Origin of the sequence: Actinokineospora baliensis (assembly GCF_016907695.1) — a bacterium.
GTDB lineage: Bacteria > Actinomycetota > Actinomycetes > Mycobacteriales > Pseudonocardiaceae > Actinokineospora > Actinokineospora baliensis.
Window position 1 is genome coordinate 283,049 of sequence record NZ_JAFBCK010000001.1, and the last position, 13,232, is coordinate 296,280.

Annotated in this window: 11 protein-coding genes and 1 pseudogene; 2 read left to right on the forward strand and 10 right to left on the reverse strand. The window is 69.8% G+C overall.

Going from position 1 to position 13,232, the window contains the following annotated elements; translation table 11 throughout:
• Positions 1-13: 13 nt before the first annotated feature.
• Positions 14-592 (reverse strand): RNA polymerase sigma factor ShbA, encoded by a 579-nt coding sequence (gene shbA / locus JOD54_RS00940; RefSeq protein WP_204455990.1) that lies wholly within the window; start codon positions 590-592, stop codon positions 14-16.
• 772 nt (positions 593-1,364) lie between these two features.
• Between shbA and JOD54_RS00945 the strand changes: the two genes are divergently transcribed.
• Positions 1,365-2,330, forward strand: a complete 966-nt coding sequence (locus JOD54_RS00945; RefSeq protein ID WP_204448728.1) for a D-2-hydroxyacid dehydrogenase — start codon at positions 1,365-1,367, stop codon at positions 2,328-2,330.
• Positions 2,331-2,361: 31 nt separating this feature from the next.
• Here the strand turns inward: JOD54_RS00945 and JOD54_RS00950 are convergent.
• A pseudogene (locus JOD54_RS00950) lies at positions 2,362-2,523 on the reverse strand (acyl-CoA dehydrogenase family protein); the annotation flags it as partial.
• A 58-nt stretch (positions 2,524-2,581) separates the two neighbouring features.
• Positions 2,582-3,925: a helix-turn-helix domain-containing protein gene (locus JOD54_RS00955; protein ID WP_204448729.1), complete on the reverse strand. Its 1,344-nt coding sequence runs from the start codon at positions 3,923-3,925 to the stop codon at positions 2,582-2,584.
• A gap of 262 nt (positions 3,926-4,187) precedes the next feature.
• Between JOD54_RS00955 and JOD54_RS00960 the strand changes: the two genes are divergently transcribed.
• Positions 4,188-4,604 (forward strand): hypothetical protein, encoded by a 417-nt coding sequence (locus JOD54_RS00960; protein WP_204448730.1) that lies wholly within the window; start codon positions 4,188-4,190, stop codon positions 4,602-4,604.
• 42 nt (positions 4,605-4,646) lie between these two features.
• On the opposite strand, the gene JOD54_RS00965 is transcribed toward JOD54_RS00960, so the two are convergent.
• The 7 genes from JOD54_RS00965 to JOD54_RS00995 form a co-directional block, all read right to left on the reverse strand.
• On the reverse strand, positions 4,647-5,849 hold the full coding sequence (locus JOD54_RS00965; RefSeq protein ID WP_204448731.1) for an acyl-CoA dehydrogenase family protein: 1,203 nt from the start codon (positions 5,847-5,849) through the stop codon (positions 4,647-4,649).
• Positions 5,850-5,861: 12 nt separating this feature from the next.
• On the reverse strand, positions 5,862-7,142 hold the full coding sequence (locus JOD54_RS00970; protein WP_204455991.1) for an acyl-CoA dehydrogenase family protein: 1,281 nt from the start codon (positions 7,140-7,142) through the stop codon (positions 5,862-5,864).
• A gap of 175 nt (positions 7,143-7,317) precedes the next feature.
• On the reverse strand, positions 7,318-7,710 hold the full coding sequence (locus JOD54_RS00975; protein WP_204448732.1) for a PIN-like domain-containing protein: 393 nt from the start codon (positions 7,708-7,710) through the stop codon (positions 7,318-7,320).
• Positions 7,694-8,347 (reverse strand): DUF433 domain-containing protein, encoded by a 654-nt coding sequence (locus JOD54_RS00980; RefSeq protein ID WP_204448733.1) that lies wholly within the window; start codon positions 8,345-8,347, stop codon positions 7,694-7,696. The genes JOD54_RS00975 and JOD54_RS00980 overlap by 17 nt, the downstream gene beginning before the upstream one ends.
• Before the next feature lie 105 nt (positions 8,348-8,452).
• Positions 8,453-9,607 carry an acyl-CoA dehydrogenase family protein gene (locus JOD54_RS00985; RefSeq protein ID WP_204448734.1) on the reverse strand — a complete coding sequence of 385 codons (1,155 nt, stop codon included), beginning with the start codon at positions 9,605-9,607 and terminating at the stop codon, positions 8,453-8,455.
• Between the two features lies 1 nt (position 9,608).
• Complete coding sequence (locus JOD54_RS00990; RefSeq protein WP_204448735.1) at positions 9,609-11,588, reverse strand: acetyl/propionyl/methylcrotonyl-CoA carboxylase subunit alpha; 1,980 nt, start codon at positions 11,586-11,588, stop codon at positions 9,609-9,611.
• Positions 11,589-11,590: 2 nt separating this feature from the next.
• Complete coding sequence (locus tag JOD54_RS00995; RefSeq protein WP_204448736.1) at positions 11,591-13,204, reverse strand: carboxyl transferase domain-containing protein; 1,614 nt, start codon at positions 13,202-13,204, stop codon at positions 11,591-11,593.
• Positions 13,205-13,232 lie beyond the last annotated feature (28 nt).

A 13,232-nucleotide genomic window follows, 5' to 3' on the forward strand; every position in this document is an offset into this window, starting at 1 on the left:
CGGATCGGGGTACTCAGAGCCAGTCGGCGGCGGTGAGGCTGCCGCGCAGTCGGGTCAGTGCCCGGTGCTGGGCGACCCGGACGGCGGTGGCGGTGAGGCCGATGGCGGCCGCAGTCTCCTGTGCGGACAGTCCCACGACCAGGCGCAGCACGAGGATCTCGCGCTGGCGGGGGGCGAGGGTGTCGAGCAGCCCGGCGAGGCGGCCGCGCATCTCGGCGCGCAGGGTGATCTGCTCGGGGCCGAGTCCGTGGTCGACGGTGTCGGGCACGTCGGCGACGGGGTCCGAGCGGTCGCGGCCGGAGCGGCGGTAGTAGTCGGCGACCTTGTGGGAGGCGATGCCGTAGACGAACGGGAGGAAGGATTCCTTGTCGTCGCTGTAGCGCGGCAGGGCGCCGAGGACGGCGAGCAGGATCTCCTGGGCGACGTCGTCGGCGGAGGAGAAGGCGGAGCCGGTGCGGCCGATGCGGGCGCGGCAGTAGCGCACGATGGCCGGGTTGATCCAGGTGAACAGGGTGCCGATGGCGTCCTGGTCACCGGCCAGTGAGGCGGCGACGAGCTCGTGGAAGGCGGAGCTCTTGAGCCGGGCGAACACGGCGTCGGTCGTGGGGTTCCGGGTGGGCTGGGTCCCCGTCACCTGCGGCGGCGCGGTGTCCGACGCGGGCGAGGAAGCTGTCGACGTCACATGAGCCCCCAGATGTTGCGGCGCACCGAGTGGTGGAGGTACGCCGTCGAGGTCCGGAACGGCGCGGTTGTCGCGACTCACCGTCCCCTCCGCCCGTGAAACAGTCGGATTCGATGGTGGCCCTGACGCAGAGTGAGGATAGCCGGGGTAGGGGCTGTGCACCAGGGGTATCGCTGCTGCATACGGGCGATGTTTTCGTATTCAACCTCACAGCGGTAAGAGCACAACGACCCTATCCGCCACACGTCGTACCCCGGTCCGCCGCGCAGCCGGGACCGCCGTGCACCGGGGCCGCTCGGCGGCCGCGCTCGGTGCGCGCTCTCGGTTGGGCGGGATATCCCCAGGTGGGACGTACTGTAGCCGGGGCAGCCCGATCCGGGAACCTCCAACGGGTGGTCGTTTTCCCGCCGGCGAGGCAACCTTGATCAAGGTGGGCGCGGGGGCATACTGGACGGTAACGATCACCGCTAGTCCGTTCGGGTACTCATCCTCACGAATGGAGTAAGACTGGTCTACAGAGACGAGCATGATCCACATTTTGCTTCACTCTATCGTGCAGCACAGCCCTGCTGACCTGGGCAAACGCGACTCCGGAGCGGGTCGTTTGACACCCCGCCCCGCCGGTTCCTAGCGTTGCCAACCTGTCCGGCCCGGCACCACCCGAACGGGGAACCTCACTCGAATGGACACCCGCGCACGGCCGACCGTCGTGGTCTTGCACGGCGCCGACCGCCCCCCGGGCATGGCCGCGGTCGAGGCGGTCGCGACCGTCCGCTACACCACCGCGGACCGCCTCGGCGGCGCGCTGGAGGGAGCCGACGTCCTGTTCCTCTGGGACACCCGGTCCACCGCGCTGGCCCGGGTGTGGCCCGCCGCCGAGGACCTGCGCTGGGTGCACGTGGCGGGGCCCGCCGTGGCGCACCTGCTGTTCCCGGCGCTGCGCGACAGCGCGGTGTCACTGACAAACACGGCTGGCGTGTTCGACGAGCCGATGGCCGAGTACGTGCTGGGCCTGGTGCTCGCCTTCGCCAAGGACCTGCCCGCCACGCTGCGCGACCAGTCCCGCCGCCGCTGGCAACACCGGGAGACCGACCGCGTCGCCGGGTCGCGCGCGCTGCTGATCGGCACCGGCCCGATCGCCAGGGCCATCGGCCGCAGCCTCCGGTCGGTCGGTATGCACCTTTCTTCTATAGGGCCCACCGCTCGATCAGGTGACCCCGACCTGGGCGACATAGTCCCGCTGTCTCAACTGCGAGCGACCGCCCCCGCCCAGGACTGGCTGATCCTCGCGCTCGCCCTCACCCCCCAGACCACGGGCCTGGTCAACGCCGACCTGCTGCGCAACTGCAAGCCCACCGCCCGCCTGATCAACATCAGCCGCGCGGGCCTGGTCGTCACCCCCGACCTCATCAACGCCCTGGACACGGGCCGCCTCTCCGGCACCGCCCTCACCGTCTTCCCCGACGAGCCCCTCCCCCCGTCCTCCCCCCTCTGGGACATGCCCAACACCCTCATCACCCCCCACCTGTCCGGCGATACCCGCGCCCTCCGCGAAGAACAAGTCCGCCGCTTCACCGACAACCTCACCAACTACCGATCCGGCCACCCCCTCACCAACCTCGTAGACAAATCCCAAACCCCCCGCTGAGGCGGTCCAACTCGACGAGATCGCTGAAGGGTCACTTCAGCTCGGCTGACGACTTTCCCAGTAGGCGGCGGGCGACGATCAGCTGTTGGATCTGTTGGGTTCCTTCGAAGATGTCGAGGATCTTCGAGTCTCGGGCCCACTTCTCCAGCAGGGAGTTCTCGCTGTAGCCCAGGGATCCGGCGAGTTCCACGCAGTCGAAGCGATCTGCCGAGCGCATCTCGTTGCAGCCTGAGCAATCCGCGGCGGATGAGTCATTTCACCGCGGTGGATCGCGTGAGCAGGTGGCCCAGGTCGGCCACTTGAGCGTCTGACGGGTGTTTGTGGGTGGCGCTGCGCAGCGTGCCCAGGCGTTCGGCGAGACGGTTGGAGCGGATGTTCGTTGCCATGTCGACCACCTGGTGGCCGATGCGGGCGCCTGATTCCGGGTCGCCGCCGGTGAGGTGGGCCGTGGCCAGGTCGGTGAGGAGGAAGGCGAGCCGCTTGGCGCGGAGGGTGTGGGATTGTGCGGTGGCGGTGGTGAGCGTATCGATGGCGCGGGTGGCGTAGGTGGGTTGTTGTGCGGCGAGAACGGTGTAGATGAGGCCGGTTTCACCGGTGAGCAGTGTCCGGGTGTACGACCGGGGTTCAGGTAGCGGCTCTTGGGGGTTGGCGAGGGCTTCTTCGGCGCGCACGAGGTTGTCAGTGGCGCGGGTCGGGTGGCCGGATTCGGCGTGGGCTCGGGCGTGTGAGGCGTAGATGAGAGCCCGGGTTTGGCCGGATTCGGTGTGGTCGGCGGACAGGGTGGCGAGCGTGAAGGCGTTGTTGGCCTCGGCGTAGTCCCGGGACTGTGTGTAAACGCGACCGATTTGGTTGAGCGCGAGCGCTGAGCGCATGTGGTCGTCGGTGTGGCGGGCGGCGGCTAGGGCTTGGCCGGTGTAGCGGAGAGCGGCGCCTGGAAGACCAACTCCGTGGGACGCCCAGCCAGCGAGGGCTAGCAGGTCGGAGAGGACGGCGTGGAGCTGGTGGTCGACGGCGTCGGTGTGGGGGGAGTTGAGCAGGGTTCGGGCCCATCCGAGTTGGGCTATGACGGCGTCTCGGACTGCTCCGCCGCCGAGTTGTTGTTCTTGGGTCCAGAGGACGCGGGTGAGTTCGCGGAGTTGGTCGACCTCGGTGGTGCCGACGCGCGATGGGGTGGGGGTGGCGACGGCGGGGCTGCTCAACAGTGCCAGGTCGGCGGTGGTGAGGGTGGCGCCCATGGCGATCTTGGCCAGCAGTCCCATGAACTCTCGACGGTCGGGCACGGTCGGTACCGGCTCTCTGGTGGCGGGTTCTGCGGTGGGGGTGTGGGCGAGGCCCATGAGGCCGCGGGGGACGCCGAGGCCGTCGGCGATGCGGGCGAGGACGTCGTAGGTCATGACCTGGCGACCGCGGGCGATGGCGGAGACCTCGGGTTGGGCTTGGCCGGTGAGGTGCGCGATGCGGCGTTGGGAGATGCCGTGCCGCTTGAGGGTGCGGTAGACGGTGACGATGTCGCGCTCGGCGAGAGCTGCCCGCATGACGGGGTGGTCCCAGATCGCCGGGTCGGGTCTGTCGTTGGGATTGCCCCAGGTGCTCATGCCTGCTCCCGCATCAGCGCTGGTCACGCCGTTGGTAGCGGACCCGGTACCCACCGTAACAACGGCCGGAGCGCCCGTCACGCCACAACCGCGCCGATAAGTCCGCCCTATATGCCCGCCGTATCACCCGGCGACGACTTCACGCCCGCATCCCCGTCAGTTGTCAGCACCAGTGCGTCGCATGGACCAGGCGCGGAGCTCGCCTCGGCACGCGGCCGGTCTCCACCCTTGGCTGCCCAGCCGTCAACCGTTTGGAGCGCACGTGAGCAACACCCAGGCAGTCCTGTCCCTGCGGAACGTGGACACACCCACCCCGCTGTGGGACGAACTGACCCGCCTGAACCACGCCGTCCGCCACCACCTGCACTGGCACACCGAGCTGACCGTCAGCAGCGTCGCCCTGTTCAGCACCAATTGCCCGTCCAGCCGCGTGGAGATCCACGTCCCCGGCGACCGGGCTGAGGCGTGCGCTCGCGTCCTCGCCTGGCGCGAAAGCCTGCTCGACACCACGGTGCACCTTGAGGTCGGCCAAGAACCCAAGGTCAGCGTCTATGGCCGCTTCTTCGACGGAACCGCTGTGGCCGTCACCGCGCCGCTATCGGCGGAAGACGTGGACGACCTCGACACCCACCAACTCGGCGACACGGTCTTCGCCTGGCTCCAGACCCACGCCGCGTAGCAAGGCTGGTCCCACGTCAGGTGTGGCGTGGGACCAGCCGACTCACTTCAGCTCGGCGGAGGACTTGCCGAGGAGGCGGCGAGCAACGATCAGCTGCTGGATCTGTTGGGTGCCTTCGAAGATGTCGAGGATCTTTGAGTCTCGGGCCCACTTCTCCAGCAGGGAGTTCTCGCTGTAGCCGAGGGATCCGGCGAGTTCCACGCAGCGGAGGGTGATGTCCGAGGCGCTGCGGCCCGCTTTGGCTTTGGCCATGCTGGCTTGCAGGGAGTTGGGCTTGCGGTTGTCGGCCATCCAGGCGGCTTCCAGGGACAGCAGGTACGCGGCCTCCCAGTCGGCTTCCAGTTGTAGGTAGGTGGCGGCCGCGGCGGGTTGGGTGAGGGGTGGGCGGTCGTAGTCGATCTCCACGCCTGCGGTGGACAGGATGCGGCGGGTTTCCTCCAGGGCGGCTCGGGCTACGCCGACGGCCATGGCGGCTACCAGGGGGCGGGTGTTGTCGAAGGTCTGCATGACGCCCGCGAAGCCCTGGGTGGGGTTGATCTCGGGGCTGCCGAGCAGGTTGTCGCGGTGGACGCGGACGTTGTCGAGGCGGAAGTGGGCGGTGTCGGAGGCCCGGATGCCGAGCTTGTGCTCCAGGCGCACCAGGTCGAACCCGGGGGTGCCGCGGTCGACGACGAAGGACTTGATGGCGGCCTTGCCCAGGGAGCGGTCGAGGGTGGCCCAGACGACCACGCAGTCGGCGCGTTCGCCCGCGGTGACGAAGATCTTCTCGCCGTTGAGCACGTAGTGGTCGCCGTCGAGGACCGCCGTGGTGCGGATGGCACCGGAGTCGGACCCCGTGTCCGGCTCGGTGATCGCCATCGCGGCCCACTTGCCCTGGTAGCGCGCCAGCTGCTCGTCGTTGGCCACCGAGGCGATGGCCGCGTTGCCCAGCCCCTGGCGCGGCATCGATAGCAGCAGACCGACATCGCCCCAACACATCTCGATGGTGCCGAGCAGCAGCCGCAGGTTCGCCCCGTTCTGGTTGCCCGCGGCGGCGGCCCCACCCCGGCGCACCCCGCCCGCGCCCGCACCCCCGCCGGAGGCCGACAGGCCGTCCAGCAGAGCTGCGAGCATGTCGAGCTCCCTGGGGTAGGTGTGTTCCGCTTGGTCGTACTTGCGCGAGTGCGGCCGGAAGAACTCCGCCGCCGCCTGGTGCGCCTGGTCGACGAGCTGGGCGAACTTCGCCGGGACCTCAAGGTTGATCATTGTGCTCCTCCCTCAGACGAGGACGATTCCCTCGACCAGGCCGACCGCGCGCAGGTCGCGGTACCAGCGCTCCACCGGGTGTTCCTTGACGAAACCGTGCCCGCCCAACAACTGCACGCCGTCGTTGCCGATCCGCATGCCCTTCTCGGCGCACAGCCGACGCGCCAACGCCGCCTCCCGCGCGTACGGCTTGCCCTGCTCGGCGCGCGCGGCGGCCCGGTAGGTCAACAGCCGCATGCCTTCCAGCTCGATCCCGATGTCGGCCACCGTGAACGCGACCCCTTGCCGGTGGCTGATCGGCTCACCGAACGCGACCCGGTCGTTGACGTACGGGATGACGTAGTCCAACACGGCCTGCGCGGTGCCCACAGCCAAGGCGCACCAACCGATCCGCGCCAACCGCACGCACTCGGCATAGGTGCCGCCCAGCAGTGCCTCCGCGGGGACCTTGACCTGGTCGAGGTGCACCTTTCCCAGTCCAGCCGCGCGAAGCCCCATCGCCGGTTCGGACTCCACGGTCAAGCCCGCCGACCCAGACTCCACAATGAACAGTGCGGGACCACGACCGTCCACATCGGCCGCGACAATGAACAGCTCGGCCTGCGCCGCCCGGGGCACTATCGCCTTCACGCCGTCGAGCACGAAGCCGGTGGCGGTTCGATACGCCTTGGTGCGCAAGGAGAACGGGTCGAAGAGCGGGTGCGGCTCCTGGATCGCCAGGGCGGCCGCCGGGACGTTGGAACCGACGAACGAAGGGAGGTAGGTGGCCTGCTGCTGCTCGTCACCCCACAACACCAGCGCGGTGCTGACCGCCGATGGTGCGAGGCACGCCACCGCCAACCCCATGTCACCGTGCGCCATCGCCTCCGCCACGAGCACATTCGTCACAGCCGAGCGCTCATCACCCACACCGCCGAGCGACTCGGGGATCCCCACCAGCCCGACCCCCATGTCGGCGACCGTCGCCAGGACATCCTCCGGAGCCGCGCACCGGGTATCCGCCTCGGCCGCCGCCGGACGCAACCGCTCAGCCGCGAACTCGGCCACGGTGTCGCGGATCATGGCCTGCTCGTCGGTGGGAGTCAGGTCGAACAGGCCGGGGTCGGACGCGGGCTTGGGCCGCTGCGGACTCGCGTTCCGAGCGACCGAGAAGCCCCGGCTCGCGGCGCCAGCAGCCGTGAATCCCGCCTTGGTCGCCTGGTAGACGGCCTGTTCGACGGGTTTGCGCAGCTTGAGCCGGTCGAGCGCGGCCGCGCTGGCCAGCCGGTTCAACACCCGCAACGCCACCCCCATGGCATTGCGCCGATGCCCGTTCCCGCCCGCCATGGCACTCCTCCCGAACCCGTCCGACGTCCCTATCTACTCTAGAGTAGGTAAGGCGGGGCGGTGCGTCCAGAGGTAGTTGCGCACGCCTCAGCGGCGGGACAGCCCCACCCAGCGACCAACGAACACCGAGAGGCCCGCCCCCTCAAGGCCAGGTTCGCCGAATGCTGTCCTCGCGAACCGCGTACGCCGCCGGCCCTCCGCGATCCACCGCACGGATCATGGCCGCACGCGAACGGTGGAAACGGTCAACCATGGCGGAAACAACCAGGCGTTGATTGTCCAGGTAGAACAGCACCGCGCCGAATCTTTCAATAGGTGCGCGTTCGACCTCACGCCCCCTGATGCGCCCGTCTTTGCACAGCGGTGACCAGCCGCGATCCAGACCATAGGCCAGCCAGTCCTCATCCGGCACGTCCTGGGCGTCATTGGGGAAGTGGTCGGTCGCACGGTGAACCACCCAGCCGAGTTCTTGGAGCCCTTCGGCTACGCGGCGCCCCAGGCCGCGATCGAGGAAGAACTCAGGCTGCGCCGTCATATACTCGGCAGATCGCTTCGACTTGTTCGGTGGTCAGGCCGTACTCGTAGGCGACATCGGTGAACGACTCGCCGGCGCGCCAGAGGTCGACGACGGTCTTCACCGGGACCTTCGCGGATCGGACGATCGGGGCTCCCCAGCCGAACCTCGGGTCCAGGACTACCGGGGCGACGTCGGGGTACTGGCGCAGGCGCAGGCTGCTGGCGAACCCGTCCTCGACGTCCCATTCGATGTAGCGCAGGTAGCCCTCGATGACGTCGCGGAACGGGCGTTGGTTGTCACCGGCCCTCGCCAGGTCGTCGTCCGCGTAGTGCACGAACACGTCGACGCCGTCGGTGGTGATCTTGTGGGTGGCCAGCGCGTACGGCGAGTCGATCACCCGCCGCACCTCGGCGGCGGCGTCCTTGATCTTGGGCATGCTCAGGCCCAGGCTCCGCAGGGAGCGCAGCACGTAGGCCTCGACCACGGCCACGAAGGGGACCGATGGCCGCCCGCGCTTCTCCGGGGCGACGTGGTGCACCAGCGGAGCGCCGTTGGCCTTCTCGCTGAGCCAGTGGTAGACGGTCGTGGGCGGGATGACCAGGTGACGGGCCACTTCCCTGGGGGTGAGCATCGGGTCGCGGAACTTGTCGACCATGGACCGCCGCACCCCCGTTCGCCTCTCGAAGCCGACCACGCGCCAGCATAGCCGCAGCCGGGGGTGGCTTCAGCCTTACCGACTGCGGCGCGCCGACGGCGGGGACTAGACGAGGCCCAGTTCGCGGGCGATGAGCATGCGTTGGACTTCGCTGGTGCCTTCGCCGATTTCGAGGATCTTGGCGTCGCGGTAGAAGCGGCCTACGGGGAAGTCGTTCATGAAGCCGTAGCCGCCGTGGATTTGGGTGGCTTCTCGGGAGTTGTCCATGGCGGCGTTGGAGGCGACGAGCTTCGCGATGGCGGCTTCGCGCTTGAAGGGCTGGCCGCGCAGCATTTTGGCGGCCGCGGCGTAGTAGGCGAGGCGGGCGGTGTGGACGCGGGTCTCCATGTCGGCGATCTTGAACTGGATGGCCTGGTACTCGCCGATCTTGCGGCCGAAGGCCTCGCGCTCGCGGACGTACTTGAGCGACTCGTCGACGCAGCCCTGGGCGAGACCGACCGACAGCGCGGCGATCGCGACCCGACCCTCGTCCAAAGTGGACAGGAACTGGGCGTACCCGCGGCCGCGCTCGCCGAGGGTGTTGACCGCGGGCACCCGCGCGTCCGAGAACGCCAGTTCGTGGGTGTCCGAGGCGTTCCAGCCGACCTTGGAGTACTTCTTGGCCACCGTGAAGCCCGGCGTGCCCGACGGCACGATGATCGCCGAGATCTCCTTGCGGCCGTTGTCGCGCACCCCGGTCACCGCGGTGACGGTGACGTGCGAGGTGATGTCGGTGCCGGAGTTGGTGATGAACGCCTTGGAGCCGTTGATCACCCACTCGTCGCCGTCGAGGCGGGCGGTGGTGCGGGTGGCGCCCGCGTCGGAGCCGCCGCCCGGCTCGGTCAGGCCGAACGCGCCCAAGCGCTCACCGGCGGCCAGCGCGGGCAGCCAGCGCTGCTTCTGCTCGTCGCTGCCGAAGCGGTACAGCGGCATGGCGCCGAGGGAGACCCCGGCTTCCAGGGTGATCGCGACCGACGAGTCGACCCTCGCCAGTTCTTCCAGCGCCAGGCACAGCGCGAAGTAGTCGCCGCCCATGCCGCCGTACTCCTCGCCGATGGGCAGGCCGAACAGGCCCATCGCGCCCATCTTGGCGACGATCTCGTACGGGAACTCCTCGCGCTCGTAGAAGTCGCCGATAACCGGGGCGACCTCCTCGCGGGCGAACTCCTGCACGGTCTTGCGCAGCGCCTCGTGCTCCTCGGGAAGGGTCAGGTCGATCACGTCAGTCCTCCGATGGGGTTACCACGGCAAGGGTCTGGTTCAGCGCGACCTGGTTGCCCGCCTGGACCAGCAGTTCGGAGACGACACCGTCGACCTTCGCGGTGATGGTGTGCTCCATCTTCATCGCCTCGACGACCAGCAGCGGCGCACCCGCCACCACCCGGTCCCCTGCCGAGACCTTCACGACCAGCACGGTGCCGGGCATCGGGCTGGTCACCGGACCGCCACCACCCGCCGCGGCAGCCGCACCCTCGAGCGCGGAGTGCTCGGCGACCGCCCAGGTCCGGCCGTCTGCGGCCAGCCACAGCGTGTCGCCGTCCAACGCCCTGGCGTACCGGGAGTTCCGGCCACCGAGGGACACCAGCAGCTCATCGTCCACAAGCGACACCGAAGCGTCCACAACGGACCCGTCGCCGACCTGGACCCGAGCCGAGGAGGGCGATCCGCTCACCAGCACGGTCACGTCGCGGTCGCCGCAGGTCAGCCGGAACGGGGTGGCCGCTGGCCTGCCGACCCGCCACCCGTTGGGCACCGACCACGGGTCCACCACACCCGGTTCTGGCTGCAGCGAAAGGAACTCGTCCAGCGCAGCCGCCGCGAACACCTCGTCCGGCACCGGTTCGGCCTTGGTCAGCTCGTCGAGCCTGCGCTCCACCAACTGCGTGTCCAGCCGCCCCGCGCGCACGTCCGCGTCGGCAAGCAGGGCCCGCAGGAACGCGATGTTCGTGCCGACCCCGAGCACCGCGGTCGACGCCAGCGCCGCGGACAGCCGGTCGATCGCCTGCGCGCGGTCGGCGCCCCAGGTGATCACCTTGGCCAGCATCGGGTCGTAGTCGGACCCGACGACCGACCCGACGAGCAGACCGGAGTCCAGTCGCGCCCAGTCCGCTGTGGACGATCGGACCCCGAGGACCCGGCCACCGGTGGGCAGGAAGCCGGTGGCCGGGTCTTCGGCGTACACGCGGGCCTCGATCGAGTGCCCGCGCAGGACCACGTCGTCCTGTTCCAGCGCCAGCCGCTGGCCCGCGGCAACGCGGATCTGCTGCTCGACCAGGTCTAGGCCGGTGACCTGCTCGGTGACCGGGTGCTCGACCTGCAGCCGGGTGTTCATCTCCATGAAGAAGAACTCGTCCGGCCGGTCGGCGGAGACGATGAACTCGACCGTACCGGCGCCGCTGTAGTCGACCGCCTTGGCCGCCTCCACCGCCGCCGCGCCCATCCGCGCCCGCGTGGCCGGGTCCAGAAGCGGCGACGGCGCCTCTTCGATGATCTTCTGGTGCCGCCGCTGCAGGCTGCACTCGCGCTCACCGAGGTGGATCGCGTGCCCGTGCGAGTCGGCCAGCACCTGGATCTCGATGTGCCGCGGCCGCAGCACGAACCGCTCGATCAGCAGCGTCTCGTCGCCGAAGGAGCCGCGGGCCTCGCGCCGCGCCGACTCGATCGCCGCGCGCAGCCCGTCGGCGGCCTCGACCAGCCGCATGCCCTTGCCACCGCCACCAGCGGACGGCTTGAGCAGCACCGGGAAGCCGATCTCCTCGGCCGCGGCCACCAGGTCGTCGTCCGACATCCCCGGTTCGGTGCGCCCGGGCACGACGGGGACCCCCGCGGCGCTGACGGTCAGCTTCGCCCGGATCTTGTCGCCCATGGCGTCGATCGCCGAAGCGGGCGGCCCGATGAACACCAGACCCGCCGCGGCGCAGGCCCGCGCGAACTCGACGTTCTCCGCGAGGAAGCCGTACCCGGGGTGCACAGCCTCGGCGCCGGTCTCCAGCGCGGCCGCGACGACCTTGTCGATGGCCAGGTAGCTCTCCCGCGCGGCGGCGGGCCCGATGCGCACGGCCACGTCGGCCTCGCGCACGTGCCTGGCGCCCGCGTCGGCGTCGCTGTAGACGGCCACCGAGCGGATGCCCAGGCGGCGCAGGGTGGTGATGACCCGGACGGCGATCTCGCCCCGGTTGGCGATCAGAACGCTGGAGAACATGCTCACATCCGGAAGACGCCGTAGCGGACAGGTTCCAGGGGCGCGTTGGCCGCGGCCGACAGCGCCAGACCGAGCACCTGCCGGGTGTCGGCGGGGTCGATGACCCCGTCGTCCCACAGCCGCGCGGTCGAGTAGTACGGGTTGCCCTGCTCCTCGTACTGGTCGCGGATCGGCGCCTTGAACGACTCCTCGTCCTCGGCCGACCACTCGCCGCCGCCACCCTCGACCTGGTCGCGGCGCACCGTGGACAGCACCGAGGCGGCCTGCTCGCCGCCCATCACGCTGATCCGCGCGTTCGGCCACATCCACAGGAACCGGGGCGAGTACGCGCGGCCGCACATCGAGTAGTTGCCCGCGCCGAACGATCCGCCGATGACCACGGTGAACTTGGGCACCCTGGCGCAGGCGGTCGCGGTGACCATCTTCGCACCGTGCTTGGCGATGCCGCCTGCCTCGTAGTCGCGGCCGACCATGAAACCGGTGATGTTCTGCAGGTACAGCAGCGGGATGGAGCGCTGGTCGCACAGCTCGATGAAGTGCGCGCCCTTCATCGCCGACTCGGCGAACAGCACCCCGTTGTTGGCGACGATCCCGACCGGGTGACCGTGGATCCTGGCGAACCCGGTGACCAGGGTCGAGCCGTACTCCTTCTTGAACTCGCGGAACCGGCTGCCGTCCACGACGCGGGCGATGACCTCGCGCACGTCGTAGGGGGTGCGCGAGTCGGTCGGCACGACGCCGTAGAGGGTCGACGGGTCGACGGCGGGTTCCTCGACCGGGGCGACGTCCCACGGGCGCGGGGCGCGCGGGCCCAGGGTGCTGACGATGGAGCGGACGATGCGCAGCGCGTGCGCGTCGTCGTCAGCGAGGTGGTCGGTGACCCCGGAGACCCGGGAGTGCACGTCGCCGCCGCCGAGATCCTCGGCGCTGACGACCTCCCCGGTCGCGGCCTTCACCAGCGGCGGGCCGCCGAGGAAGATCGTGCCCTGCTCGCGCACGATCACCGCCTCGTCGCTCATCGCCGGGACGTAGGCCCCACCCGCGGTGCACGACCCGAGCACGGCGGCGACCTGCGCGATGCCCTTGGCCGACATGGTGGCCTGGTTGAAGAAGATCCGGCCGAAGTGGTCGCGGTCGGGGAAGACGTCGTCCTGCTTGGGCAGGAAGGCACCGCCGGAGTCGACCAGGTAGACGCAGGGCAGGTTGTTCTGCAGCGCCACCTCCTGGGCCCGCAGGTGCTTCTTGACCGTCATCGGGTAGTACGTCCCACCCTTGACCGTCGCGTCGTTGACCACGACGACGACCTCGCGCCCGGACACCCGCCCGACCCCGGTGATGATCCCGGCGGCAGGCGCGTCGTCGCCGTAGAGCCCGGTCGCGGCCAGCGGCGAGAGCTCGAGGAACGGCGACCCGGGGTCCAGCAGCGAGTCCACCCGGTCCCTCGGCAGCAACTTCCCCCGGCTGACGTGCCGGGCACGGGCCTTCTCCGGCCCGCCGAGCGCCGCTCGGTCCAGCCGGTCCCGCAGGTCCTGCACCAGCTCACCGTGGGACTTGGCGTTGCGCGCGAACGCCTCGTCAGCCGGGTCCACGGCACTGCGCAACCTGGGCGCGTCCATCCCGCTCCTCGACCTAGTTAGTCACCGT